At 67.6% G+C, this 25,374-nt stretch carries 22 protein-coding genes; 14 read left to right on the forward strand and 8 right to left on the reverse strand.

From position 1 onward, the window contains the following. Positions 1-77: 77 nt before the first annotated feature. From ACJH6I_RS28020 to ACJH6I_RS28030, 3 genes are read right to left on the reverse strand one after another with little or no spacing between them, the layout of a single operon-like run. Complete coding sequence (locus tag ACJH6I_RS28020) at positions 78-1,454, reverse strand: alpha/beta hydrolase (RefSeq protein WP_406784939.1); 1,377 nt, start codon at positions 1,452-1,454, stop codon at positions 78-80. A gap of 39 nt (positions 1,455-1,493) precedes the next feature. Beyond that, positions 1,494-4,826: a bifunctional lysylphosphatidylglycerol synthetase/lysine--tRNA ligase LysX gene (gene lysX / locus ACJH6I_RS28025; protein ID WP_064857970.1), complete on the reverse strand. Its 3,333-nt coding sequence runs from the start codon at positions 4,824-4,826 to the stop codon at positions 1,494-1,496. Between the two features lie 51 nt (positions 4,827-4,877). Beyond that, positions 4,878-5,225 (reverse strand): DUF1844 domain-containing protein, encoded by a 348-nt coding sequence (locus ACJH6I_RS28030; protein ID WP_061003551.1) that lies wholly within the window; start codon positions 5,223-5,225, stop codon positions 4,878-4,880. 259 nt (positions 5,226-5,484) lie between these two features. Here ACJH6I_RS28030 and infC point away from each other — a divergent pair, with 259 nt between their 5' ends. The 4 genes from infC to ACJH6I_RS28050 all read left to right on the forward strand — a co-directional run bounded on the left by infC (position 5,485) and on the right by ACJH6I_RS28050 (position 7,561). Beyond that, a complete protein-coding gene (infC, locus tag ACJH6I_RS28035; RefSeq protein WP_082762265.1) occupies positions 5,485-6,084 on the forward strand; it encodes a translation initiation factor IF-3 in 600 nt (199 codons plus the stop codon). A 70-nt stretch (positions 6,085-6,154) separates the two neighbouring features. Beyond that, positions 6,155-6,349 carry a 50S ribosomal protein L35 gene (rpmI, locus tag ACJH6I_RS28040; protein WP_020103309.1) on the forward strand — a complete coding sequence of 65 codons (195 nt, stop codon included), beginning with the start codon at positions 6,155-6,157 and terminating at the stop codon, positions 6,347-6,349. 40 nt (positions 6,350-6,389) lie between these two features. Next, positions 6,390-6,779 (forward strand): 50S ribosomal protein L20, encoded by a 390-nt coding sequence (rplT, locus tag ACJH6I_RS28045; protein WP_029121325.1) that lies wholly within the window; start codon positions 6,390-6,392, stop codon positions 6,777-6,779. 41 nt (positions 6,780-6,820) lie between these two features. Next, positions 6,821-7,561: a TrmH family RNA methyltransferase gene (locus ACJH6I_RS28050; protein ID WP_406784940.1), complete on the forward strand. Its 741-nt coding sequence runs from the start codon at positions 6,821-6,823 to the stop codon at positions 7,559-7,561. A gap of 7 nt (positions 7,562-7,568) precedes the next feature. Here ACJH6I_RS28050 and ACJH6I_RS28055 read toward each other — a convergent pair whose 3' ends face one another. Next, positions 7,569-8,810, reverse strand: a complete 1,242-nt coding sequence (locus ACJH6I_RS28055) for an acyl-CoA dehydrogenase family protein (RefSeq protein ID WP_406784941.1) — start codon at positions 8,808-8,810, stop codon at positions 7,569-7,571. Positions 8,811-8,814: 4 nt separating this feature from the next. Further along, positions 8,815-9,843 (reverse strand): oxygenase MpaB family protein, encoded by a 1,029-nt coding sequence (locus ACJH6I_RS28060; RefSeq protein WP_406784942.1) that lies wholly within the window; start codon positions 9,841-9,843, stop codon positions 8,815-8,817. A 203-nt stretch (positions 9,844-10,046) separates the two neighbouring features. On the opposite strand from ACJH6I_RS28060, the gene ACJH6I_RS28065 reads away from it, so the two are divergent. From ACJH6I_RS28065 to pheT, 4 genes are read left to right on the forward strand one after another with little or no spacing between them, the layout of a single operon-like run. Then, positions 10,047-10,949: an adenylate/guanylate cyclase domain-containing protein gene (locus ACJH6I_RS28065; RefSeq protein WP_406784943.1), complete on the forward strand. Its 903-nt coding sequence runs from the start codon at positions 10,047-10,049 to the stop codon at positions 10,947-10,949. A 10-nt stretch (positions 10,950-10,959) separates the two neighbouring features. After that, positions 10,960-11,706, forward strand: coding sequence for a rhomboid-like protein (locus tag ACJH6I_RS28070; RefSeq protein ID WP_406784944.1), 747 nt, complete (start codon positions 10,960-10,962; stop codon positions 11,704-11,706). Beyond that, a complete protein-coding gene (gene pheS / locus ACJH6I_RS28075; RefSeq protein ID WP_029105651.1) occupies positions 11,682-12,725 on the forward strand; it encodes a phenylalanine--tRNA ligase subunit alpha in 1,044 nt (347 codons plus the stop codon). The genes ACJH6I_RS28070 and pheS overlap by 25 nt, the downstream gene beginning before the upstream one ends. Further along, a complete protein-coding gene (pheT, locus tag ACJH6I_RS28080; protein ID WP_406784945.1) occupies positions 12,725-15,211 on the forward strand; it encodes a phenylalanine--tRNA ligase subunit beta in 2,487 nt (828 codons plus the stop codon). Before pheS ends, pheT begins: the two co-directional genes overlap by 1 nt. Positions 15,212-15,317: 106 nt before the next feature. Here the strand turns inward: pheT and ACJH6I_RS28085 are convergent, their stop codons facing one another. Continuing rightward, positions 15,318-18,020, reverse strand: coding sequence for an AAA family ATPase (locus tag ACJH6I_RS28085; RefSeq protein ID WP_406784946.1), 2,703 nt, complete (start codon positions 18,018-18,020; stop codon positions 15,318-15,320). A 54-nt stretch (positions 18,021-18,074) separates the two neighbouring features. Here ACJH6I_RS28085 and ACJH6I_RS28090 point away from each other — a divergent pair, with 54 nt between their 5' ends. Then, complete coding sequence (locus ACJH6I_RS28090) at positions 18,075-18,530, forward strand: winged helix-turn-helix transcriptional regulator (protein WP_406784947.1); 456 nt, start codon at positions 18,075-18,077, stop codon at positions 18,528-18,530. Here ACJH6I_RS28090 and ACJH6I_RS28095 read toward each other — a convergent pair. Next, positions 18,517-19,338 carry an alpha/beta fold hydrolase gene (locus ACJH6I_RS28095; protein WP_406784948.1) on the reverse strand — a complete coding sequence of 274 codons (822 nt, stop codon included), beginning with the start codon at positions 19,336-19,338 and terminating at the stop codon, positions 18,517-18,519. The genes ACJH6I_RS28090 and ACJH6I_RS28095 overlap by 14 nt on opposite strands. 160 nt (positions 19,339-19,498) lie before the next feature. On the opposite strand from ACJH6I_RS28095, the gene ACJH6I_RS28100 reads away from it, so the two are divergent. From ACJH6I_RS28100 to ACJH6I_RS28120, 5 genes are read left to right on the forward strand one after another with little or no spacing between them, the layout of a single operon-like run. Beyond that, positions 19,499-20,362, forward strand: a complete 864-nt coding sequence (locus tag ACJH6I_RS28100) for an alpha/beta fold hydrolase (RefSeq protein WP_061007336.1) — start codon at positions 19,499-19,501, stop codon at positions 20,360-20,362. Positions 20,363-20,371: 9 nt separating this feature from the next. Then, complete coding sequence (locus ACJH6I_RS28105; RefSeq protein ID WP_061007335.1) at positions 20,372-21,091, forward strand: hypothetical protein; 720 nt, start codon at positions 20,372-20,374, stop codon at positions 21,089-21,091. 11 nt (positions 21,092-21,102) lie between these two features. After that, positions 21,103-21,933, forward strand: a complete 831-nt coding sequence (locus ACJH6I_RS28110; RefSeq protein ID WP_061007341.1) for an alpha/beta fold hydrolase — start codon at positions 21,103-21,105, stop codon at positions 21,931-21,933. A 5-nt stretch (positions 21,934-21,938) separates the two neighbouring features. Next, positions 21,939-22,859, forward strand: a complete 921-nt coding sequence (locus ACJH6I_RS28115) for an NADP-dependent oxidoreductase (protein ID WP_061007340.1) — start codon at positions 21,939-21,941, stop codon at positions 22,857-22,859. Beyond that, entirely contained in the window at positions 22,859-24,286 is a 1,428-nt protein-coding gene (locus ACJH6I_RS28120) for an NAD(P)/FAD-dependent oxidoreductase (protein WP_212814122.1), read from the forward strand. Before ACJH6I_RS28115 ends, ACJH6I_RS28120 begins: the two co-directional genes overlap by 1 nt. Positions 24,287-24,344: 58 nt before the next feature. On the opposite strand, the gene ACJH6I_RS28125 is transcribed toward ACJH6I_RS28120, so the two are convergent. Then, positions 24,345-25,373: an alcohol dehydrogenase gene (locus tag ACJH6I_RS28125; RefSeq protein WP_406784949.1), complete on the reverse strand. Its 1,029-nt coding sequence runs from the start codon at positions 25,371-25,373 to the stop codon at positions 24,345-24,347. Position 25,374 lies beyond the last annotated feature (1 nt).

Genomic DNA, 25,374 nt, shown 5'->3' on the forward strand with positions numbered 1-25,374 from the left:
CTGGACCAAGACCGCCGACGAGATCTTCGAACGACTCGGTTCATATCTTCAACGAATTCCCGGCGCAGGACACTAGGTCACCGGCGCGCGGCCTCGACCGGCATGGCCGGCGTCGTCGCACCGGGCAACGGCAGCCGCGGCACGTCCGGTGTACCGAGCTGACCGGCCAGCCACGGCAGCGCCACGCTGAACGCCTGCGCCGCGAACGGCCAGTCGTGCTTGCCCGGCTGTTCGACGACCGCGCACCGGATGCCACGGCTGCTACCGGCGCCGCACAGCGAATGTGCCGCAACCGTCTGCGCGGGCAACGGGCTGCGGGAGAGTTCGGGTCCGTTGATGTCGTACCAGGCCGCGATGTCGTTGTAGGTGCGACGGGACATCACCGTCATCGGGTCCCAGTCGGCGTATTTGGCGGTGCTGCCACCGAACAGCCGTTGCACGGTCTGCGGTCGGTCACCGGCGTTGGGTGCGATGTCTCCGGCGATGTCCTGGAACGCGCTGAACAGATCGGGATGCATCACCGCCAGGTCCACCGCGCAGGTGCCACCCATGGACCAGCCGACGATGCCGCGGTGCCGGCGATCGGCACTCACGCCGTAAGTGGCGGTCATGAAGGGCAGCACATCCTCGATCAGGTGGTCGGCGGAGTTGCCGCGCGGCCCGTTGACGCACTCGGTGTCGTTGTTGAAGGAACCGCCGGGGTCGACGAACACCAGCACGGGGGCGTTGCCGTTATGCGCGGCCGCGAAGTCGTCGACCGTCTTGATCGCATTACCCGCCCGCAGCCAGTCGGCGGGGGTGTTGAACTCACCGCCGATCATCATCACCATCGGCAGCGGGGGCGGCGGGCTGCTGGCGAACCAGGCCGGCGGTAGGTACACGTACTCGTCGCGGTGTTTGAATCCCGATGCGGCCGAGCCTGTTTGGACCTCGACGACACTGCCCTTGCTCGGTATCTGCCGGGCCTTCTGCATCGCGACCACGGTCTCAGGCCGCGTCTGGTTGGGCAGCGGCGCTGAGTTGACCTGCTCCCAGGCGGTGTCGAGGTTCGGGAAGTACCCGACCCAGCTGTTGAGCGTCAGCCCGGTGGACAACACACACAGCGGGACGGACAGCACCGCCAGGCCGCGGCGCCACCAGCGGGTGGCATGCCAGCCGACGATCAGCAGCACCACGGCGGCGCCGGTCGCCGCGGTCCAGATCCACAGCTGGGTCGGTGCGGGTCCGTCGGACCAGCCCTGCGATGTCATGACCCAGCGGGCGGCGGCGGTGAGCAGCAAGCCGGACACGGCGGCGAAGGGCAGCCAGAGGGTGCGCCACCGCTGGTTGCGCCAGCCGACCGCGAGGATCAGCACCGCCGCCGCGAGGGCCTGGACGGTGAAGGGCAGCCAGCCGTGTGTCAACGAAACATGTTGCTCGCCATAGAGCCCGGTGTTCGTCGCCCCGATCGTCACGACGTCAGCGTGCCGCGCGAAGCTGGGAGGCTCCTGTGTTCAGCGCGGCTTCGCAAGGGGGAACGGCAGCGTCTCGCGGATGCTGCGCCCGGTGATCAGCATGACGACGCGGTCGACGCCCATACCGAGGCCACCCGTCGGCGGCATCGCGTATTCCATGGCCTGCAGGAAGTCCTCGTCCAGCTCCATGGCCTCGGGATCGCCGCCGGAGGCCAGCAGCGACTGTTCTTCGAGCCGCCGGCGCTGTTCCACCGGGTCGGTCAGCTCGCTGTACGCGGTGCCGAGCTCGACACCCCAGGCCACCAGGTCCCAACGTTCGGCAACGCCCGGGATGCTGCGGTGCGGGCGGGTCAGCGGCGACACGGAGGTGGGGAAGTCCTTGTAGAACGTCGGTGCCTCGGTGCGGTCTTCGACGAGGTGTTCGTAGAGCTCCAGCACGATGGCCCCGGCGTCCCAATGGGTCCGGTACGGGATCGTCGCGCCGTCGCACAGCTTGCGCAGCGTCGCCACGTCGGTCTCCGGGGTGATGTGCTCGCCCAGCGCCTCGGACACCGCGTCGTGCACAGTCTTGACGGGCCAGATGCCCGAGATGTCAACGGGCGTAAGGCCCCCGTCGGGGCCCGGGCGCATGACCACCTGGGCGCCGTTGGCCGCGGCCGCGGCGTTCTGGATGATCTCGCGGCAGCCGTCGATCCAGACGTTGTAGTCGGCGTGCGCCTGGTACGCCTCCAGCAGAGTGAACTCAGGGTTGTGGCTGAAGTCCACACCCTCGTTGCGGAACGCGCGGCCCAGCTCGAAGACGCGCTCGACGCCACCCACGCACAGTCGCTTCAGGTACAGCTCGGGCGCGATGCGCAGGTACAGGTCCAGGTCGTAAGCGTTGATGTGCGTCTCGAACGGGCGGGCGTTCGCGCCACCGTGAATCTGCTGCAGGATCGGGGTCTCGACCTCCAGGAAACCCTTGCCCACCAACGTTTCCCGGATGGCGTGCAGCACCCGGCTGCGCGCGGTGATCAACTCCCGCGACTCGGTGTTGATGGCCAGGTCCAGGTACCGGGTGCGGACGCGGGCCTCGGGGTCGGTCAGGCCCTTCCACTTGTCGGGCAGCGGTCGCAGGCACTTGCCGATCAGCCGCCAGCTGTGCACCAGCACCGACACCGTGCCGTTGCGGCTGGTGCCCATGACGCCGGAGACCTCGATGAGGTCACCGAGGTCGATGGCGCCGGTGAATTCGGTCACGGTGCTGCCGGTCAGAAGTGAATTGTCCAGCAGCAGTTGGACTTCGCCGGACCAGTCGCGCAGTTGCGCGAACAGCACGCCGCCGTAGTCGCGCAGCCGCAGCACACGTCCGGCGACGCAGACGGCGGTGTCGGCGGTTGCCTGCACCGCCTCGGCGACCGTGTGGCTGGGCGCCTGCCCGACGGGGTAGGCGTCGATGCCGCCCGCCTGCAGCGCCTGCAGCTTGGCCATCCGGACCCGCACCTGGTCGGGCAGGCGGCGAGCGTCGGCGGTGTCGGAGGCCCCGGCCGCGAGGTCGGCCACATCGGGTGCACTGCCGTCGGCGTGCAACCGCCCCGAATCGATCAGATTCTTGGGGGCCGCGGTGTGGTGGCCGGTGTGGGGCTGCTCGTCGCGCCGGGAGAACGGCAACACCAGGAAGCCCTCGGCGATCACCGAGGCGACGCCGACGCGCGGGATCAGCCGCGCGTCTTCGTAGCAGGCGTAGCGCGGCACCCACTCGGGCAGGTACTTCATGTTGGAGCGGTACAGCGTCTCCAGCTGCCACCAGCGGGAGAAGAAGATCAGCAGCGCACGCCACAGACGCAGGATCGGGCCGGCGCCCAGCTGCGAACCCTGCTCGAAGGCCGAGCGGAACATCGCGAAGTTCAGCGAAATCCGGGTGACGCCAATCTCTTCCGAGCGCTGGCACAGCTCGCTCACCATCAGTTCGATGGTGCCGTTGGGGGAGGCGGGGGAGCGGCGCATGAGGTCCAGCGAAACCCCGTTGTTGCCCCACGGCACCAGCGACAGCATGGCGACGACCTGGCCGTCACCCTGAACGGCCTCCACCAGCAGGCAGTCGCCGTCGGCGGCGTCGCCGAGGCGGCCCAGCGCCATCGAGAAGCCGCGCTCGGTCTCGGTGTCGCGCCAGGCGTCGGCATGCGTGATGACCTGAGCCATCTCGTCGGCGCTGATGTCGCGGTGCCGGCGCATGCGCACCGTCAGCCCGGCGCGCCGGGCGCGGGTGACGGCCTGGCGGACGGCCCGCATGTCCGGGCCCGACAGCCGGAAGTTCTGCGGATGCAGGATGGCTTCGTCACCGAGCTGCAGGGCGTTCAAGCCGCCCTGTCGATAAGCCTCGGCGCCCGTCGAGCTGGCGCCCATGACGCCGGGTGCCCAGCCGTAGGTCTGGCACAGGGCCAACCACGCGTCGATGGCCGCCGGCCAGGCCCGGGGGTCGCCGACGGGATCACCACTGGCCAGGCAGACGCCCACCTCGACGCGGTAGGTGATGGCCGCGCGGCCGTTGGGCGCGAAGACCACGGCCTTGTCGCGGCGGGTGGCGAAGTAACCGAGTGAGTCGTTCTTGCCCCACAGTTCGAGCAGGCCGCGGATCGCGGACTCGTCCTCGCCGGTGAGGGCGTTCTCGGCGCGCTGCGACTGGAACAGCACGATCGCGGCAACCATCAACGCCACCGCGCCGAAGAGGCCGAACAGCGCGTTGAGGAACGCATGCGGATGCCCGCCCTCGAACGCTTCCTTGCCGACCGCGGCGAAACCGCTGACTCGGTTCACGGCGTAGGCCAGCCGGTAATCGGGGTCCAGCGGCGGCCGGCCGGGGAACATCTCCAGCAGGCCCCAGGCCGCCAGGATGCCGACGGCCATACCCGCGACCAGCGTGAGGGCCGCCTTCAGTAGCGCGCCGCGACGAACCTTGGCCCAGAACTGGTTTCGTGACAGCAGCAGCAGGACGATGACGCCGATGTGGAACACCAGGCCCAGTGCCTCGCCGAAATCCTCGACGACGGTCGGGACGTCGTCCGGGAAGTTGTCGGACAGCAGGCCGTAGATGTTCCAGCCGATGTGGCCGACCATGTAGATCAGCAGGATCCACCAGGCGATCCGCTTGCGCGCCGCCAGCGCGGCGGCCAGCAGGACCAGCACGAACGACCAGGCGAAGCTGGTGTCCGGGAAGTTGAACAGGTAGTCGTTGACGAACTCGCGGGGGATGTGGATCATCCACCGGATCAGCGGCGACAGACTGGCGAACAGCGACAGGGTCGCGACGACACCGACGGTCCATCCGGCCGCGGGCGGAACCCACCCCAATGTCGTCGGGCGCTGCTGCGATCTGCTCGGCGTCAACGTCATAAGTTCGGACAATATGCGGTGAAACCTGGAAGTGTCTGCACAGCCCCTGAGCTACCAGACCGGGCCGGTGTACTTCTCGCCCGGACCCTGCCCGGGCTCGTCCGGCGCGACGCTCGCCTCGCGGAACGCCAGCTGCAGGCTCTTGAGGCCGTCCCGGACCGGGCCGGCGTGCAGTCCCAGATACTCGGCCGAGGCCTGAACCAGGCCGGCCAGCGCGGTGATGAGGCGACGGGCCTCGTCGAGGTCGCGGTGCGGGCTCTCGTCGGGATCGGCATCGGCCAGGCCGAGCTTCTCGGCGGCCGCGCTCATCAGCATGACGGCGGCGCGGGTGATCACCTCGACGGCGGGGATCTCGGCGAGCTCGCGCACCTGGTCACTGGTTAGGTTCGGGTCGGTCATGACTGCTAGAGTGTCATGCGCGACCGTCCTGGCTTACGTCAGGACAGCAAGTGGAGTCCCACTCCCACCGTCGGCCTCGCGGCTTGACGGTCCGGTCACAGGCACATTGTGCCTGTTCTGCGTTGTGCGCAGGCGGCGTGAGCCGTGATCGGTCGGCAATGGGCCCTGCTATATGCAGGGCTTTTCTGTTCATGCGAACAGATGGCTGAGCCGGGTGTGACCTCTACTGAACAAGTAATGGAACAACCCGGGAGGCCCCATCAGCACTGAGACACGCGTCAACGAGCGCATTCGCGTACCTGAAGTTCGGTTGATCGGACCGAACGGCGAGCAGGTAGGGATCGTGCGCATCGAAGATGCCCTCCGCGTCGCCCAGGACGCCGATCTCGACCTTGTCGAAGTTGCGCCAGGCGCCAAGCCGCCGGTCTGCAAGATCATGGACTACGGCAAGTTCAAGTACGAGACGGCTCAGAAAGCACGTGAGTCTCGCAAGAACCAGCAGCAGACCGTCGTCAAGGAACAGAAGCTGCGTCCCAAGATCGACGACCACGACTACGAGACCAAGAAGGGTCACGTAGTCCGCTTCCTCGAAGCAGGGTCGAAGGTCAAGGTGACCATCATGTTCCGCGGACGTGAGCAGTCGCGGCCCGAACTGGGCTACCGACTCCTGCAGCGGCTGGGCGCCGACGTCGCCGAATACGGCTTCATCGAGACGTCCGCCAAGCAGGACGGCCGCAACATGACGATGGTGCTGGCTCCGCACCGCGGCGCGAAGACTCGCGCCAAGGCGGCGCACGACGCCGACGCGCCGGCCGGACGGCCGGCCCCCGCGGCACCTGAATCTGACGCAACCGCGTAACAGCAGTCGCGATCGCTCGCAGCGGCCTCCAGCCGCCGCGAGCGACCGCATGGAAAGAAACTGAGGACACATGCCCAAGGCCAAGACCCACAGTGGCGCATCGAAGCGGTTCCGCAAGACCGGAACCGGCAAGATCGTGCGCCAGAAGGCCAACCGCCGCCACCTGATGGAGCACAAGGCCACCAAGCGCACCCGTCGTCTCGACGGTCGCGCCGTGGTTGCTGCCAACGACACCGCGCGTGTCGCCAAGATGCTGGCCGGCTAGTACCGCCCGCTCCCCTGAACATCGAAGGATAGGAAAACTCATGGCACGCGTGAAGCGCGCACTGAACGCTCAGAAGAAGCGGCGCACAGTACTGAAGGCCTCGAAGGGTTACCGCGGGCAGCGCTCGCGGCTCTACCGCAAGGCCAAGGAGCAGCAGCTCCATTCGTTGACCTACGCCTACCGCGACCGTCGCGCCCGCAAGGGTGACTTCCGGAAGCTGTGGATCACGCGTATCAACGCCGCCGCTCGCGAGAACGGCGTCACGTACAACCGCCTGATCCAGGGCCTGAAGCTGGCTGGCGTCGAGGTCGACCGCAAGAACCTGTCGGAGATCGCCATCAGCGATCCCGCCGCGTTCACCGCGCTGGTCGAGGTGGCCAAGGCCGCTCTGCCTGCTGACGTCAACGCCCCGTCCGGAGAGGCTGCCTGAGTCTGACTACAGACTCAGCGCTCACCGAGCGATCTGCCCGGGTGGTCGCTGCAGCCAAGCTGCAGCGCCACGTCGGGCGCAAACGCGCCGGGCGCTTCCTTGCCGAGGGACCCAACCTCGTCGAGGCAGCGCTGCGGCGCGGACTTGTTTCTGAGGTCTTCGCGACGGCCGCCGCGCTGGAGCGCTTCGGCGCACTGCTGGACGGTGCCCCGGTCGCGGTGATCACCGAGAAGGCCGCAAAGGCGTTGTCGGAGACCGTGACGCCCGTCGGGCTCATCGCCGTGTGCGCGCTGCCCGAGACGTCGTTGGCGGACGTGCTGGCGGCAGAGCCACGGTTGCTCGCGGTGCCGGTCGGCATGTCCGAGCCCGGCAATGCCGGCACGCTGATCCGCATCGCCGACGCCATGGGCGCCGACGCCGTGGTGTTCGCCGGGCACAGCGTCGACCCCTACAACGGGAAGTGCCTGCGGTCCTCGGCGGGCAGTATCTTCTCGCTGCCGGTCGTGGTGGATCCCGATGCGGCCGCGGTGGTTTCAGCGATTCGGGCCGGCGGCATCGAGGTGCTCGCGACGGCGCTGGACGCCTCCGTCGACATCCGCTCCGCCGACCTGTCGGCACGTACCGCGTGGCTGTTCGGACCCGAGGCGCACGGCCTGCCCGACGAGGTCATGGCGCTGGCATCGCAGCGGGTGCACATCCCGATGCGGGGGAGCGCCGAGAGCCTCAACGTGGCAGCCGCAGCGTCGATCTGCCTGTACGAGAGCTCCCGGGCCCACTCCTGATCCGGCCTCAGGCGAGCAGCCCCTTGGCGACGTGCGTGATCTGCACCTCGTTGCTGCCGGCGTAGATCATCAGCGACTTGGCGTCACGCGCCAGCTGCTCGACGCGGTACTCGGTCATGTAGCCGTTGCCACCGAACAACTGGATCGCGTCCATCGCGACGTCGGTGGCGGCCTGCGAGCAGTACCACTTCATCGCCGACGCCTCGGCCAGCGGAATCTGGCGGCCGGCCTGGCCCGACTCGATGACGCGGAACAGCATGTTGCGCACGTTCATTCGCGCCACCTCCATGCTGGCCAGCTTGAGCTGGATCAGCTGGAACTGCCCGATCTCCTTGCCCCACAGCGTGCGGGTCTTGGCGTAGTCGATGCACAGCCGCAGACATTCCTCGATGATGCCCAGCGACATGGACACGACGCCGACACGCTCGGCCGAGAAGCTCGACCGGGCGCTGTCGCGGCCGTCGCCTGCCTTGTTCTCCTCGGTCTCGCCCAGCAGCCGGTCGCGGCCCAGCCGGACGTCGTTGAAGAACAGCTCGCCGGTGCGTGAGGAGTGAATGCCCATCTTGCGGAACGGCTTCGACTGGACGAAGCCCTCCATGCCGCGGTCCAGCACGAAGGTGAGCACCTTGCGGTCGCGCTTGTCGGCGCCGTCACCCTCGTCCAGTTTCGCGTACACGACGACGACGTCGGCGTCGGGTCCGTTGGTGATGAACGTCTTCTGGCCGTTGAGGATGTAGTCGTCGCCGTCGCGCACCACGTACGACTTCATGCCACCGAATGCGTCTGAGCCCGAGTCGGGTTCGGTGATGGCCCAGGCGCCGACCTTTTCGTAGGTCACCAGGCCCGGTAGCCAGCGCTCCTGCTGGGCCAGGGTGCCGCGGCTCTGAATGGTGGGCACCGTCAGGCCCAGGCTGACGCCCACGCCCGTCACCAGACCCGAACTCACGCGGCACAATTCGCTGATCAGCACCATGCCCATGCCGGCCTGGTCGGGTCCGCCGCCGAACATCCCGCCGGACGCCCTTGGCTTGCCGTCCGAGGCCTCACCGGACCGCAGCCGGGACAGCCGCCGCTCCAGCGACTCCTTGGCCATCACGTCGATTCCGAAGGTGGCGAACAGCTTCCGGATGATCGGGTACGGCTCCATGTCGCCGCCCTCGAGCTCGTCGAGGTGCGGGCGGATTTCCTTGTCCACGAACTCGCGCACGGCGTCGCGCACGGCAATATCGACGTCGGACCAATCAAGCATGTATTCAGGCAGCCTTTCCGGACACTGAGCGGCCCGCGCGCGGACGCAGACCGGCCAACGAGAACGTGGTGTGCACCAGTGACCCGGCGCGTTCGATCAACGATTTGTGACGTGGCACATAATGCATCGGCAGGCCCCAGCGGTCTTTCGGCGGGGCCATGAATCCCGGTGCCTCGACCAGTGGTGCGTCGGCCGGCACGCGCCCGGCGGCCCGGCGGTAGGCGGCCAATGCCCTTGGGTGCAAACGGATTTCGTCGGGGACGGCGAGGAACGCCAGTTCGACGGCCTTGCCCAGCAGCCGCAGCACCACCTCGTCGCCGGGCGTCCAGCGCATGCCGGCCCGCTCCCGGACCGCGGGGTCGAACACGCCGGTCGCCACCCAGCGCTGCCCGGCGACAAATGGCTTGAACATCTGGTCCCACACCGGCGTCGGCATCAGGACGAACCACGGCTTGGGAATCCGGATGGTGAAGATGTCGAGGGTGGCCCGGTTGATCTCCAGCTCCTCGGAACACTTGTGCTCCCAATAGGTTTGGAAGTCCTCCCAGGTCTCCGGGACCGGCCGCATGCTCATGCCGTACATCCGGTACCACTGCACGTGCTCGTCGAACAGCTGGCGCTTCTCGGCTTCGGTCAGTCCACCGCAGAAGTACTCGGCGGTCTTGAGGATCAGCATGAAGAACGTCGCGTGGGCCCAGTAGAAGGTCTCCGGGTTCAGCGCGTGATAGCGGCGGCCGTCGTGGTCGACGCCCTTGATGGTCTCGTGATAGCCGCGGATCTGGGCGCCGGTGTCGGCGGCGCGGTCGCCGTCGTAGACCACGCCCATGATCGGGTACACCGAGCGCGCGACCCGCTGCAACGGTTCCCGCAGCAGGATCGAGTGATCCTCCACGCCGGCACCCAACTCGGGATACATGTTCTGGATCGCGCCGATCCACACGCCGAGAATGCCGGTGCGCAGGTCGCCGAAGTACTTCCAGGTCAGCGATTCCGGGCCGAGTGGTTCGGCGGCGGGTGTCGTCCGTGGGGTCATGCTGGCCTCGCTCAACGTTGATACCGAGGGTTCTGTGTCGTCACGATAATCGTGACAACGTATGTTGTCCACGATTTGGTGCCGGTGTCGCGGTGACCGTTACAGAGCGTCCATCGGGTCGCCATACGTCGGTGACCAGCCAGTTTTCCGGCGCGCTGCCATGGTCGTTGCCGGTGCTGCGAACCGCCACCTAGGGTGGCGTCGTGGAAGTCGAATCGTTCGAAGAACGATCCGACGGTGTCGGAGAGATCGGCCCGGGCGCACACGCCGGGCCAGGATCAAGTGGACCGTTGGGGTGGTTGCAGAACACCAATCACAGTCCGGCTGTCATCGGATTCATCCGACGGGCGCGCCGTGCACTGCCGGGGGATCCGGAATTCGGTGACCCGCTGTCGGTCGCCGGCGTCGGTGGGCCCAGCGCGGCCGCCCGTGCCGCCGATCGGTTGCTCCCTCGTGGTGGGGCGTCCCACGAGGTGAGTCTCGCGGGGCTGCAGGTGTGGCAGGCCCTCACCGAGAGGGTGTCCGGACGCCCGGCGAACCCGGAGGTGACCATCGTCTTCACGGACCTCGTCGGCTTCTCCAAGTGGTCGCTGAGCGTTGGCGACGAGACCACACTGCGGCTGTTGCGCCGGGTGGCTCAGGTCTTCGAGCCACCACTGCTGGAGTCGGGCGGCCACATCGTCAAGCGCATGGGCGACGGGTCCATGGCGGTGTTCAGTAATCCGGTCACCGCGCTGCGGTCGGTGATCCGCGCGCTCGATGCGCTCAAAGAAGTCGAGATCGACGGGTATCACCCCAAGATGCGCGCCGGCATCCACACCGGGCGGCCGCAGCGCATCGGGTCGGATCTGTTCGGCGTCGACGTCAACATCGCGGCGCGCGTCATGGAGCGGGCCACCAAGGGCGGCCTGATCATCTCGCAGTCCACGCTCGACCGGATCGACCAGCAATACCTCGACGCCCTGGGCGTGACGCCCAAGAAGGTGCGCAAGCAGCTGTTCGCCGCCAAGGCGTCGGGTGTGCCCGAGGACCTGTCGATGTACTGGATCAGGCAGCGCAAGGACGCCGGCACCGAACCCGACGACGGGGAGCTCGCTGAGGCCTAGGGCCGGCCCGGTGCGGCGGCGCCTGTGCCGCGTTCCGGTCACCGTCGTCTACGCCGCGCTGTTGGTCGTCGTCACCGTGACCCTGGGGGCGCTCGGCCCGGCGGTGCACGACCGGGTGGTCGGGTACGCCAGTACCAATCTGCACAATCTCGGCGCTGGCCGAATCGACACGCTTTTCGCCAGTGCGCTCATCGCTGATGACGGCCGGTTCTTCCTGTGGCTGCCCGGACTCATCTGCCTGCTCGCTGTCGCCGAACTGGCCTGGCGCAGCCGCCGCCTGCTGGCGGTGTTCCTCGTCGGCCATATCGGAACGACGCTCGTCGTCGCGGCGGGGTTGGTGGCCGCCGTCGAGCTGGGGTGGCTGCCGTGGTCGATCAGCCGGGTTGCCGATGTCGGGGTCAGCTACGGGGTGTTGACGGTGGTCGGAGCGCTGACCGCGGTCGTGCCCGCCCGCCTCAGAGCGGTGTGGCTCGCGTGGTGGCTGGCCGGTTCGGTCGCCGTTCTCGCGGTCAGCGACGACTTCACGGAAGCCGGTCACGTGGTCGCGCTGGCGCTGGGTCTGGTGCTCGCGCGGCGCCTGGCCGCGCCGGTGCGCTGGACGCCGGCGCAGGGCGCCCTGTTCGGCGTGGGCGCGTGCTTCGGCTACGCCGTACTGGTCCACACACCGGAGCTGGCAGTGGTCGGGGTCCCTGCGAGTGCGGTGGGCGCGGCGCTCGTCGCTATGATCTCCGGGTGGCTGAGCAGGGTGAAGAACTAACGGAAGCAGCATTGACCGCGGCGGTCGACGCCGCCCGTCTCGCCTTCGAACAGGCCGCTGACCTCGACGCCCTGGCGCGCGCCAAGACCGAGCACCTCGGGGACAAGGCGCCCATCGCGCTGGCCCGTCAGGCACTGGGCACCCTGGCCAAGGAAGACCGCGCCGACGCCGGCAAGCGCGTCAACGTCGCCCGTAGCGCCGCGCAGCAGGCGTACGACGACCGCATCGTGGTGCTGCGCGCCGAACGCGACGCCGCCGCCCTGGTCGCCGAGCGCATCGACGTGACGTTGCCGACCACCCGGCAGCCCATCGGCGCCCGGCACCCGATCACGATCCTGGCCGAGAACGTCGCCGACACCTTCGTCGCGATGGGCTGGGAGCTGGCCGAAGGGCCCGAGGTCGAGACCGAGCAGTTCAACTTCGACGCGCTGAACTTCCCGCCGGACCACCCCGCGCGCAGCGAGCAGGATACGTTCCACATCGCGCCCGAGGGCTCACGGCAGGTGCTGCGCACCCACACGTCGCCGGTGCAGATCCGCGCCCTGCTGGACCGCGAACTGCCGGTCTACATCGTGTCGATCGGCCGCACCTTCCGCACCGACGAACTCGACGCCACCCACACCCCGGTGTTCCACCAGGTCGAGGGACTGGCCGTCGACAAGGGTCTGACGATGGCCAACCTGCGCGGCACCCTTGATGCGCTGGCGCGTGCCCAGTTCGGCCCCGAGGGGCGCACCCGGTTCCGTCCGCACTTCTTCCCGTTCACCGAGCCGTCGGCCGAGGTCGACGTCTGGTTCCCGGACAAGAAGGGCGGTCCCGGCTGGGTGGAATGGGGCGGCTGCGGCATGGTCAACCCGAATGTGTTGCGGGCCTGCGGTATTGACCCCGACGAGTACTCCGGATTTGCCTTCGGTATGGGATTGGAGCGAACCCTGCAGTTCCGCAACGGAATTCCCGATATGCGCGACATGGTGGAGGGCGACGTGCGCTTCTCCCTGCCGTTCGGGGTGGGTGCCTGATGCGCGTTCCCTACAGCTGGCTGAGGGAAGCCGTCCAGGCCGGGGCGCCGGGCTGGGACGTGTCGCCGGAAGAGCTGGAAGCCGCCTTCATCCGGATCGGCCACGAGGTCGAGGACGTCATCGCCGCGGGGCCGGTCACCGGTCCGCTGACGGTCGGTCGCGTCGTCGAGATCGAGGAACTGACCGAGTTCAAGAAGCCCATCCGGGCCTGCAAGGTCGACGTGGGTGAGGCGCAGCCGCGCGACATCGTCTGCGGCGCACGCAACTTCGCCGTCGGCGACCTCGTCGTGGCGGCCCTGCCCGGCACGGTGCTGCCCGGCGAGTTCAAGATCGCGACCCGCAAGACCTACGGCCGGGTGTCCGACGGCATGATCTGCTCGGCCGCCGAATTGAACTTCGGCTCCGACCATTCCGGCATCATCGTGCTGCCGCCGGGCACCGCGGAGCCGGGCGCTTCGGGCGCCGAGGTACTGGGCCTGGACGACGTGGTGTTCGACCTCGCCATCACCCCGGATCGCGGCTACTGCCTCTCGATCCGCGGCATGGCGCGCGAGATCGCCTGCGCCTTCGACCTGGATTTCGTCGACCCCGCCGACGTGCCGGCCCTGCCCGCCGAGGGCGAGGCCTGGCCGTTGACGGTCCAGCCCGGCACCGGTGTGCAGCGTTTCGGGCTGCGCCCCGTCGTCGGCATCGACCCGACGGCGGTGTCGCCGTGGTGGCTGCAGCGGCGCCTGCTGCTGTCCGGTATCCGCGCCATCTCGCCGGCCGTCGACGTCACCAATTACGTGATGCTCGAGCTCGGCCACCCGATGCACGCCCACGACCGCAAGCTGATCACCGGCGGCTTCGACGTGCGCTTCGCCAACCCGGGGGAGACCGTCGTCACCCTCGATGATGTTGAGCGCAAACTGGATCCGGGCGACGTCCTGATCGTCGACGACGTGGCCACCGCGGCCATCGGCGGCGTCATGGGCGCCGGCACCACCGAGGTCCGCGACACCACCACCGACGTGCTGCTCGAAGCGGCAGTCTGGGATCCGGCCGCGGTGTCGCGCACCCAGCGCCGCCTGCACCTCGTGAGCGAGGCCAGCCGCCGCTACGAGCGGTCTGTCGACCCCGCGATCTCCCGGGCCGCGCTGGACCGCTGTGCCGCGTTGCTGGCCGAAATCGCCGGTGGCACCGTCGAACCCACTCTCACGGATTGGCGTGCCGAGCACACCGCACCGGACTGGTCGCAGCCGCCCGTCGCCATCGCCGTCGATTTGCCCGACCGCATCGCCGGCGTCAGCTACCCCGACGGCACCACGGCCCGTCGCCTCATGCAGATCGGCGCGCACGTCACCGTGTCCGGTGCTTCCGCCACCGTCGTGCCGCCGAGCTGGCGGCCCGACATGTTGCAGCCCGCCGACCTGGTCGAGGAAGTGCTGCGGCTCGAAGGACTCGACGGCATCCCGTCGGTGCTCCCGCAGGCACCCGCCGGCCGCGGCCTGACGGCGGCACAGCAGCGTCGCCGCGCCATCGGTAAGTCGTTGGCGCTCAACGGCTTCGTCGAGGTGCTGCCGACGCCGTTCCTGCCTGCCGGTGTGCTGGACGCCTGGGATCTGCCGGCCGACGACCCGCGCCGCGCCACGATCTCGGTGCTCAACCCGCTCGAAGCCGACCGGCCCGCACTGGCCACCACGCTACTGCCGGGCCTGCTGGAGGCGTTGGTGCGCAACGTGTCTCGCGGTGCCGCCGATGTCGCGCTGTTCGGTATCGAGCAGGTCGTGCAGGCCACGCCGCACACCAAGGCCCTGGCGCCGATCCCGGTGGACCGGCGCCCGACCGAAGCCGAGCTCGCCGAGATCGACCAGGCCCTGCCGTACCAGCCGCTGCATGTCGCCGCGGTGCTCACCGGCCTGCGTGAGCCGGCCGGCCCGTGGGGTCCGGGTCGTGCCGTCGAGGCGACCGACGCTCTGGAGACCGTGCAGATCATCGCCCGGGCGTGCGGCGTCGAGGTGACGCTGCGGTCGGCCCAGGAACTGCCGTGGCACCCGGGCCGCTGTGCCGAGGTGCTCGTCGGTGACACCGTCGTCGGCTACGCCGGCCAGCTGCACCCGGCCGTCATCGAGCGGACAGGTCTGCCGAAGGGCACCTGCGCGGTCGAACTGAACCTGGATGCCATCCCGGTCGTCGAGCGCGCCATCGTGCCGTCGGTGTCGCCGTACCCGGCGGTGTTCCAGGACGTCAGCCTCATCGTCGCTGATGACGTGGCGGCGCAGGCCGTCGTCGACGTCGTGCGTGAGGGCGCCGGCGGCCTGCTGGAAGACGCGCGGCTGTTCGACGTCTACACCGGCCCGCAGATCGGGGAGGGTCGCAAATCCCTGACCCTGGCCCTGCGGTTCCGGGCGCCCGACCGGACCCTGACCGAGGACGAGGCCAGCGCGGCTCGCGACGCCGCGGTCGCCCTGGCCACCGAGCGTCTCGGCGCCGAGCACCGGCGCTAATTCGACTTACCGCGAGCGGGCGTGTTTGTACGCAGACACGCCGCCTGCGGCGTGCATTTTGGGGCCGCTCGCCGGAGCTGCGTGCGCATCGTAGGCATCGGTCAGATCATTGTTGTTGGCCCAACACGGTGTGCAGTTGATTGCGGTTGGTGATGCCGAGCTTGGGGAACATCTTGTAAAGGTGGGCCGCAACGGTTCGGTGTGAAACGTAGATGCGGTCGGCGATCTCCCTGTTGGTCAGCCCTGCGGCGGCCAACTGAGCGATCTGAAGTTCTTGGGAGGTCAGGTCGGAAGCCGGGCCCTGACGAAGAGTCCCGGCAGGGGTGGCCACGCCTGCCGCACGCAGCTCGGCGGCGGCCCGATCGACGAGCGGTGCCGCGCCGGCGGCGTCGAACACGGCCAGCGCCGACGACAGATGGGTGCGCGCCTCGGTGATCCGGCGCTGTCTGCGCAGCCATTGCCCATATGCCAGATGCGTTCGGGCCGTTTCGAGTTCGGCATCCGCGTCATCTCCGGCGGTCAGAGCTGCCAGAAAATGGTCCTGTGCCGCATCATCGGTCTGGGCCAACAGCGCGTGTGCGCGATGCGCGAGCATCAACTCCAGGCCGGTCCCCAGCTGTCGCGCCTGATCCTCGATCTCCGCGAGCAGCGGTCGCACCAGTTCGGCTCGGTCGCTGCCGGCCGCGGCCTCGGCGAGATCGGCGACGGCCCACCGCTGGGATGTCCTGTGCCCGGTCATTTTCAGTAGGTGTCCCAATGCCTCGGCCGGATCGGCGGTAAACAGTGACAACAGGCCCGCTGCCCAGTGCGCGTCGTCATGCCACAGGATCGCGGGATCGGGAGCCAGCAGTCGACGCGCGGTGGCTATGGTCTCGTGGGCCTGGTCGAACCGGCCCTGCCATACCTGCACCCGGGCCAGGGTGGCCGCCGCCGAGGCCGCGGTCATCGGTAGCTTGATGTCCCGGGCCAGCCGCAGCGCATTCTCGGCCGCGATGGCCGCGGCCTGGATTCGGCCCTCTTGCAACAGCAGGTGCGACGCGCCGCGCTGACTCTCGCATTCGTCGGCGGCTGACCCTGAGGTCCTGGACCTGCTCTGGACCAGCTTCCAGCACTGCATGGCATGCGTGCGGTCGGCGACCGCCTCGGCGGCGAACCCGAGCGCCATCAACAGCAAGGGGTCGTCGGCAACCTCGTTTACGAACCGGGGCAGACGGGTGCGTAGGGCCTGACCCGCGCCGGTGTCGTCCAGCAACGCCATTGCCATGCATACCGCCGGATCGTCCGCGCCGCGATCGAGGCGGCTGATGGCCGCGACGATGTCGCGACGGGGCTCCTCGGCGAGGCCGTGCATGCGGCACTCGATGGCTGCAGCCCACAGCAACCGACGCTGTGCGGCGTCGCCGTCCGTGAACTTGCCGGCGAGCGCCACGAGTTCGGTCGCCGACTGGCCCGATAGCGCAGCGGTCGCATTGAGGACGAATCGGGTGATGGCCAATTGCTCTGTGCTGCAATGCTTGGCACCGAGATTCTCGGCTTCGCCGAGGATGCTGATGGACTCGGCGGTCAGTCCGGAGCTGCGGGCGATCTCGGCCGCTTCGGTCAACCGGCGCACCCGAGAAGACGGTTCTGGGGACAGCACGGCCGCCCGGCGCAGGGCCGCGGCGGATTCGGCGCCTGCGCCGCGCGCATGGGCGTGCCGCGCGGCGCCTTCCAAAGCTGTGGCAACTTGCTCATCGGTGCCGAATGTGGCTTCCGCGCGGTGCCATGCCGCGCGGACCAGGTCCACCGTCGCGTCGGCGAGTGCCCGGTGGACGACTGTCCTCGTGGACAGCGGAGCTGCGCCATAGACCGTCGATCGGATCAACGGATGGCGGACGTGGATCCGGTCGCCGCCCGCCCTGATCAGGCCCGCCCGCTCCAGCGGCACCATTTCATCGGTGAGTACCAGGCCGAGTAGATCAGCTGCGACGTCGATGTCACGTAGCTGGCCATCACTGGCCGAGATCAATAGCAGCAGCAGGCGGCCGTTGTCGGTCAGGTCGTCGAGCTGGGACAGGAAAGCTCGTTCGACCCGGCGGGTCGTGGGCAGCGGCTCACCGGAGAAGGTGGCGCTGCTGCCGCGCTCGCTCAGGGCGCCGGACAGTTCGATGACGGCCAGCGGGTTGCCGCCTGCCTGCTCGAGTACCCGTTGCTGGAGCAGGGCGTCTGCGTGCTGGGCGGTGGTGCTCAACAGTTGACGGGCATGTTCGGGAGCCAAGGGACCCAATGACAATCGAGGCAGACCGTCCAGATATGCGGTGGCGCCATCGAGCCCCGTACGTTCGGCGCACAACATCATCAGCGGTGCATTACTGAGCCGGCGCGCCACGAACGCCAAAACCTCCAGCGAAGACTGGTCCAGCCACTGGACGTCATCGATGATCAGGACGATTCGGCGTCGGTTCGCCGATTCTTCGAGGAGTCCGAGTACCGCCAGGCTGACCATCAGCCGATCTGGCGTCGGGCCTTCGGCCAGGCCAAAAGCGGTCAGCAGGGCCGTGCGCTGGCGGGGTGGTAATGCCGGGGTGTGGTCGAGCACCGGGTGGATGAGTTCGTGGATGCCGGCGAAACCCACTTCGCTCTGGCTCTGCAGGCCCGAACAGCCCAGCCTGCTGTAGCCGTTGGCCACCGCCCAGTCGGCGATCGCCGATAGCAACGTGGACTTGCCGATACCGGCCTCACCGTCGACGACAAGCGCTGCGCCATTTGTAGAGATCGCGGCGAGCGTGTCGGTGACGCTCGACAACTCGGTTGACCGACCGATTATCACCGTTGCCAAGCTAGCAGTCTGAATTGGCATTGCCAACCCAGGTATGGTGTGAGGATGCGCACCGACCCGTGGTCCGACGACGCCTGCCCGATAGCCCGCACGATGGCGGTGCTGGGGCAGCGGTGGGCCATCCTGATCGTCCGCGAGGCATTGCTGGGGCGGTCCCGGTTCTCCGAATTCCGCGAGCAGCTCGGGGTGGCCTCCGATGTACTCAGCGCGCGGCTGGCCGAGTTGGTGGCCGCCGGCATCCTGGAGGTCGAGGATTACCGGGAGCCCGGCGAGCGCACGCGCAGTCGCTACGTGCTCACCGACGCCGGACATGATCTGGTGACAGTGCTCGCCGCGATGGGGCAGTGGGGTCGCAAACACCGGGTCACCACCAAGCGCAGCGGCTACCGGTTCATCGAGAAATCCACCGGCGAGCATGCACTGGTGGTCTTCCGGCGGCACGACGGCATCGCTGTACCTACCCGTGACGTGGCACTCATCGACTCGCTCAACTCCGAATGAAGTCCAGCAGATCGCGATCCAACTGCTGCTGGTAGTCGCCGTGAATACCGTGGGAGGCGCCCGGATACACCCGTAGGGTGCCGTACCGCACCAGCTCGATCGATTTCGACGCCGCATCGTGGATCGGGACGATCTGATCGTCGTCGCCGTGGGCGATCAGGATCGGCGCTTCGAGGGCCCGCAGATCCGCGGTCAGGTCGGTTTCCGAGAACGCCTTGACGCAGTCGTACGCCGATGCGAGTCCCGCCTGCATGCCCTGGAGCCAGAAATGGTCGATCAGTCCCTGGGAGACGGTGGCACCGTCTCGGTTGAAACCGTAGAACGCCACCGCGAGTTCCCGCCAGTACCCGGATCGGTTGTCCAGTACGCGGGCCCGGATGTCGTCGAACACCGACAGCGGTGTGCCCTCGGGGTTTTCTGCTGATGCCACCATCACCGGTGGCACCGCGCCGACCGTGATCACCTTGCGCACCCGACCGGCGCCGTGGCGTGCCGCGTACCGCACCACCTCGCCACCTCCGGTGGAATGCCCCACAACGACGACGTCGGACAATCGGAGTCCGTTGATCAGCGCCGCCAGGTCTGCGGCGTAGGTGTCCATATCGTTGCCAGACCACGTCTGCTCGGACCGGCCGTGCCCCCGACGGTCGTGGGCGATGGCACGGAAACCGTTGTCGGCGAGGAGTTTCAGTTCCACATCCCACGCGTCGGCGCTGAGCGGCCAGCCATGACTGAAGACCACCGCCGGCCCGGATCCCCAGTCCTTGTAGTACAGCTGCGCCCCGTCGGAGCCCTCGATGAATGGCATGGGTGCCAGTCTGGCCTCAGCTGTCAGACGCGGCCATCAGTCAAACGACCATCGCGACACGCGGGCCCTCGTCCGCATACCCCCGTAGTCAATTGACGGATACCGGGAGCCGGGCCGAGAACGCAGGCTGGTGACAACGACGACAGCAGGGAGACACCACATGACGGAAGCCTCCACCGCGGTGGGCGCTGCGCACGCCGCCAACCTGGACATCGAGGTCGACGGTGAACGGTTCGCCTACCGGCGCTTCGGTGGTCCTTCGGCCACGGTGCCGCCACTGGTGCTGCTTCAGCATTTTCGCGGCAATCTCGATTACTGGGACCCAGCATTCCTGGACGTGCTCGCGGCCGACCGTGAGGTGATCACCGTCGACCTGCGCGGCGTCGGAGGCTCCACTGGCGCCACACCCGACAACATCGCGGACATGGCGCGCGACGCCCTCCGGTTCATCGACGCGCTCGGCCTGAAATCCGTTGATCTGCTCGGTTTTTCACTCGGCGGTCACATCGCCCAGGAGATCGCGCTGGTGCGTCCGCGATTGCCGCGCCGGCTGGTGCTCGCCGGCACGGCGCCGCAGGGTGCTCCCGATCTGCACAGGTGGTCCGAGGACGTCTACGCCTACGCCTGTGCCGACGAGATCACCGCCGAAGGATTCATCGCGCTCTTCTTTTCCGGCTCCGAGAAGAGCGTCCAGCGCGGTTGGGAGTACCTGGCGCGCACCCACGCTCGAGACACCGACCGTGACGCCGAAACCACTCTGGCCTGTCGTGACGCGCAGTACCAGGCGCTGATGACTTGGGGCATACCGGAATCGTCGAAGCTGGAACGGCTTTCGGCCATCACCCAACCGACGCTTGTCGCCAACGGCGACAACGACACCATGATGTCGACCAAGAACAGTTACTTGTTGGCCGAGAGGATCCGCGGCGCCCAACTGCGCATCTATCCCGATGCAGACCACGGATTCCTCGACCAGTATCCGGTCGAGTTCGGCCAGCACGTCCGCCAATTCCTCGGCCGCTAAGGAGAATTCATGACCGACCTGCTCACCTCTGTGCTGAATGCCTACGGCGGCGTCGACCGTTGGCGGGAGTTGACCTCGGTCACCGCGCGCAAACGGTTCGGGGGCGCCATCTGGGACATCAAGGCCGTACCCGGCATCGTCGACGACGGTGAGATCACGGTCTGGATCAAAGACCAACGCACCTCGCTGTCGCCTTTCACTGCGCCCGATTTGAAGACCGCCTACACGCCGCAACGGGTCGGTATCGAGACAACAGCCGGGGACATCGTCGAGATGCTCGACGATCCCAGAGCATCGTTCGCCGGGCATACTCTCGAAACACCTTGGAGCACATTGCAATTGGCGTACTTCACCGGGTACGCCATGTGGACCTACACGGCCGAGCCGTTCAATCTCACCTTTCCCGGTGTGCGTACCGCAGAGGGCGAATCCTGGACCGAGGACGGCCAGCAATGGCGCACCCTGCACGTCGACTACCCCGACGCGATCGCCACCCACAGTCCCCACCAGATCCTGTACATCGATTCCGACGGACTGATTCGACGTCGCGACTACCAGGTCGACATTGCCGGGGGATCCCCGGGCGCTCACTACGTTTCGGATTTCGATGAGATCGGCGGTCTGGTCATCCCACGCACCCGGATGATCTACGTCCGCGACGCCGACAACCACCCGCTACCGGAGCAACTCGTGGTGTCCATCGAACTGACCGATATCACCGTCAACTGAAGGGAATGCCCATGACATATTTGTCCGATCAAGCAGAGGATCGCTTCGTCGGGGGCCCTGACGGCGAACGTTTCCACTACCGCCGATTCGGGAGGACCGGCGGAGTCCCGCTGGTGCTGTGCATGCGCCTGCGCGGAACTGTCGACCATTGGGATCCACAACTGCTCGATGCGCTGGCCGCCGAACGTGAGGTCATCGTCTTCGACAATCGGGGGACCAGCCTCTCCAGCGGTGCCGCGCCGACCACCATCGACGGGCTTGCAGACGGCGGTATCGCGTTCATCCGGGCGCTCGGGCTGACCGAGGTCGACGTGCTGGGATGGTCGTTGGGTGGCATTGTCGCCCAGGGCATTGCGTTGCGTGCACCGGAATTGGTGCGTCGGCTGGTGGTCGCGGGCAGCACGCCGGCAGGAGTGCCGGACCAGCCGGCCCCCGGGCCCCGGGTGGGGGAGATTCTCGGCCACCCCGTCAACGACGATGAGGACTACCTGTACCTGTTCTTCCCCGAAACCGATCAGGGTCGTGCCGCCGGACTGGCTTCATTGCGGCGCTTGGACACTCGGTTGCTGCAGTCCCAGGCCGCGGTGCAAGGGGACACCTATCGGGCCCAGTTGAGTGCCATCGCCGCGTTCGGTGGTTACTACCTGCGGCTGGCCGAACTGAAGCTGCCGGTGCTGGTCGTCAACGGTGCCCATGACGTGATGATCAATTCCTATGCGACCTACGCGATGTCGCAGCAACTGCCGGATGCCAAGGTGGTGCTCTACAGCGACGCCGGCCACGGATTCCTGTTCCAGCACATCGCGGATTTCGCGCACGACGTCAACCGGTTCCTGGGATGAGCGCCATGAGAGCTGTCAGCCAGGACGAACTCGGCGGGCCCGAGGTGCTACACGTGGTCGAGATCGACCGTCCTACACCAGGAATTGGGCAGATTCTGGTCCGGGTGCACGCCGCCGGTGTGAACCCGGTTGACGGGGTGAACCGTCAGAGCGGGGTACTCGTCGGGGCGACACCGTTCGTCCTGGGCTGGGATGTGTCCGGCACTGTCGAAGCCGTGGGTTTCGGCGTCACCCTCTACCGGCCCGGTGACGAGGTGTTCGGCCTGTTGCCATTCCCTCTGGGGCACGGCGCCTATGCCGACTATGTCGTCGCTCCGACTCGGGTGTTCGTGCCGAAACCGGCGAACCTCGACCATGTTCAGGCCGCCGCGTTGCCGCTGGCCGGGTTGACGGCCTACCAGGCACTGGTGGACACCGCCGGCATCGGAGAGGGCACCCGGGTGCTGATCACCGCCCCGGCCGGCGGGGTGGGACATCTGGCGGTGCAGATCGCCAAGGCATTCGGCGCGTATGTCATCGGACTGGCGTCACCCGATAACGTCGAGATAGTGACCGGCCTCGGCGCCGATGAGGTGATCGACTACACCACAACCGATTTCGCGACGGTGCTCAGCGATGTGGATGTGGTGTTCGACCTCATTGGTAACGACTATCAGCGCAAGGCGCTGCAGGTGCTCAAACCCGGCGGCACGCTGGTCTCGTCGCTGCCGCAGTCTCTGCCGGAGGTCGTCGCCGACGCTGTCGCGCGAGGTATCCGGCCGGCCGGACTGTTCGTCGAGGCCGACCGGCTGGGCATGACTGCGCTGGCAGAGCTTGCCGGCCGCGGGGCGCTGGTCCCGACGATCGCGGCCACCTTCCCGCTGGAACAGGCCGGGCAGGCGCAGTCCTACCGTGTCAGGACCGGCAAGGTGGTGTTGACCCTGTGATGGCGAACGAAGCTGGAACCGACGTCGTGGAGAGCACGGCGATCGAAGCCGATCTGCTCGTCATCGGTTTCGGTAAGGGTGGCAAGACGCTGGCCGGTGACGTCGGCCGGACAGGCCAACGGGTGGTCCTGGTCGAGCAGGCGGCGCAGATGTTCGGCGGCACCTGCATCAACACCGGTTGCGTGCCGACGAAGTCGATGGTCCATCAGGGCGAGAAGAACGCCGCGACAAACCTCCCGGGTGAACTGGCTTATGCCGCAGCGGTTGCCGCAACAGAGCGGTTGACCGCGGGGCTTCGTGCGGCCAACCTCGCTGCACTGGAAAGCATTCCGTCGGTCACGGTGCTGATCGGCACCGCCATGTTCGTAGATGCCAACACGGTGCAGGTCAGTTGTGATGCAGGTGCCGTGACGGTGAGCGCTCGTCAGATCGTCATCGGAACCGGGGCGCGAGCCGGCACCGCGGAGATACCCGGCCTGGCTGCTTGTCCGGTGGCCGTCACCAACGTCGAGCTGTTGCATCAGGCAGCTCGCCCGGAACGCCTCGTCGTTCTCGGTGGTGGATTCATCGGCCTCGAATTCGCGTCGATGTATGCCGCGTTCGGCTGCTCGGTCACGGTCCTCGAGAGGAATCCGGCAGTGCTCGCAAGCGAGGAGCCTGAGATCGCGGACATGGCGCGTTCACTGCTGTTCGCGCGCGGCGTAGATATCCAAACCGGCGCCGATGTCGTCGACGTGCAGACGATCCTCCGTCCCGGAGCCGCGCCGATGGCTCGTGTTCGGTACCTGAGCGATGGACGACCGGTGAGTGTCGACGCCGACACTGTTCTCGTCGCGCTCGGGCGCACCCCGAACACGGCTGCATTGCGCCTCGACCGGGCGGGAGTCGAGACGACCGACAGGGGTGCAGTGGTCGTCGATGACTACCGTCGAACCACCGTGCCGCACATCTTCGCCGTCGGTGATGTCACTGGGGGACCCCAATTCACCTATATCTCACTCGATGACTACCGCATCGTCGCCGACCAGCTATCCGGGGTCGATGAACCGCGGCGGGCGTCGCAGCGAACGGCAGTGCCTACGTGTCTCTTCCTCACCCCGCCGCTGGCCCGGGTGGGATTGACCGAGTCGCAGGCGCGCATTGCGGGTCACGACGTCCTCGTCGCCGCAAGTCCGGTCGCAAATCTCGCAACCGTGGCCCGTGCACGTATCGTCGAACAGACCGAAGGAATGATGAAGGTCGTCGTCGATGCCACCACCGGCAAGATTCTCGGCGCCACACTGTGGTGTCATGACGCCCAGGAAGTGATCAACATCGTCGCACTGGCGATGCGGCACGGTATCACCGCGCGTGCACTGCGCGACGAGATCTACACGCACCCTTCGATGTCGGAGTGCTTCAACCAGCTACTGGGACTATTGGCCTGAGCGCATTGCCCGGTGCGGGCGGTGCCCGCGCAACCACGCGAGGCACCGCCGCTACCGACTACCCGGCGTCGGTCATCGTCAGGACCACCCGAAAGCGCGCTTCATTGCGCATCATCCGGTCGTAACCGGCGGCCGCATCCCGCAGCGGCATCGGTTCAACCCACGGCCGAATGCCATGCAGGGCAGCGAATTCCAGGGTGTCTTCGGTATCCGCTGCGGTACCGGCAGGATGTCCATGAATGGTGCCTGAGGCGTTGATCAGTTGTAGCGGAGTTATGTCGAGTGGTTCGGCGAGCACGGCAAGCGTGAGTACCTCACCGTGTGGCGCGAGGCCGTCGCCCGCAACGCTGATCGCGGTCCGATTGGTGGCCGTCGCCGCCACCACCCGCGCGCCACCGAGCTTGCGCAGTTCGGCGGCCACGTCGGCGGCGGTCGAATCGATGTAATGGTGAGCGCCCAATTGATAAGCCATATCGGCCTTTTCGGCGCCGCGTGCGATGGCCACGGTCCGGAATCCCATGCGTGCGGCGAACTGCACGCCCAGGTGACCCAGTCCGCCGATGCCCAAGACGGCGACCACGTCGCCTGGGCGTGCACCACTGTGGCGCAGCGAATTGAACATCGTCACTCCGGCGCACGCGAGTGGTGCGGCTTCGACGGCGGTGAGGGCGTCGGGGATCCGTGCCAGTCCGGACTGGTGCACGAGCAGCATCTCGGCATAGCCGCCCGGAAACCCGGCCCCGGTCACCTTCGAGCGCGTGCAGTGCACGAAATCACCGCGGCGACAGCGGGAACAGCTCCCGCAGTAATACCCGAACCAGCCGACTGCGACGCGGTCGCCGATCTGCCAGTCGAGCACTCCGGGCCCGACCGCCACGATGTGACCGGCGACCTCATGACCGGGCGTCACCGGAAAGACCGTGTCGGGCAGGTGGCCCGCGGCGATCTGAGAGTCCGAATGGCACACGCCGCAGGCTTCGACGCGGACCAACACCTCGCCGTCGCCGGGTTCGTGCACCAGCCGGTCCGTGAGTGTGATTGCACCGCCGGGTTCGGTGACCTCGACGCTCCGGTATGTGGCGACCATG

Source organism: Mycobacterium sp. SMC-13, assembly GCF_045311035.1.
Taxonomy (GTDB): Bacteria; Actinomycetota; Actinomycetes; order Mycobacteriales; family Mycobacteriaceae; genus Mycobacterium.

Coding starts and splice junctions, on each gene's coding strand:
- ACJH6I_RS28105 (WP_061007335.1), top strand. CDS start 20,372: ATGACCGACCTGCTCACCTCTGTGCTGAATGCCTACGGCGGCGTCGAC.
- ACJH6I_RS28055 (WP_406784941.1), bottom strand. CDS start 8,810: ATGCTTGATTGGTCCGACGTCGATATTGCCGTGCGCGACGCCGTGCGC.
- ACJH6I_RS28110 (WP_061007341.1), top strand. CDS start 21,103: ATGACATATTTGTCCGATCAAGCAGAGGATCGCTTCGTCGGGGGCCCT.
- rplT (WP_029121325.1), top strand. CDS start 6,390: ATGGCACGCGTGAAGCGCGCACTGAACGCTCAGAAGAAGCGGCGCACA.
- ACJH6I_RS28125 (WP_406784949.1), bottom strand. CDS start 25,373: ATGGTCGCCACATACCGGAGCGTCGAGGTCACCGAACCCGGCGGTGCA.
- ACJH6I_RS28060 (WP_406784942.1), bottom strand. CDS start 9,843: ATGACCCCACGGACGACACCCGCCGCCGAACCACTCGGCCCGGAATCG.
- ACJH6I_RS28115 (WP_061007340.1), top strand. CDS start 21,939: ATGAGAGCTGTCAGCCAGGACGAACTCGGCGGGCCCGAGGTGCTACAC.
- ACJH6I_RS28090 (WP_406784947.1), top strand. CDS start 18,075: ATGCGCACCGACCCGTGGTCCGACGACGCCTGCCCGATAGCCCGCACG.
- ACJH6I_RS28030 (WP_061003551.1), bottom strand. CDS start 5,225: ATGACCGACCCGAACCTAACCAGTGACCAGGTGCGCGAGCTCGCCGAG.
- lysX (WP_064857970.1), bottom strand. CDS start 4,826: ATGACGTTGACGCCGAGCAGATCGCAGCAGCGCCCGACGACATTGGGG.
- ACJH6I_RS28120 (WP_212814122.1), top strand. CDS start 22,859: ATGGCGAACGAAGCTGGAACCGACGTCGTGGAGAGCACGGCGATCGAA.
- ACJH6I_RS28100 (WP_061007336.1), top strand. CDS start 19,499: ATGACGGAAGCCTCCACCGCGGTGGGCGCTGCGCACGCCGCCAACCTG.
- rpmI (WP_020103309.1), top strand. CDS start 6,155: ATGCCCAAGGCCAAGACCCACAGTGGCGCATCGAAGCGGTTCCGCAAG.
- ACJH6I_RS28095 (WP_406784948.1), bottom strand. CDS start 19,338: ATGCCATTCATCGAGGGCTCCGACGGGGCGCAGCTGTACTACAAGGAC.
- pheT (WP_406784945.1), top strand. CDS start 12,725: ATGCGCGTTCCCTACAGCTGGCTGAGGGAAGCCGTCCAGGCCGGGGCG.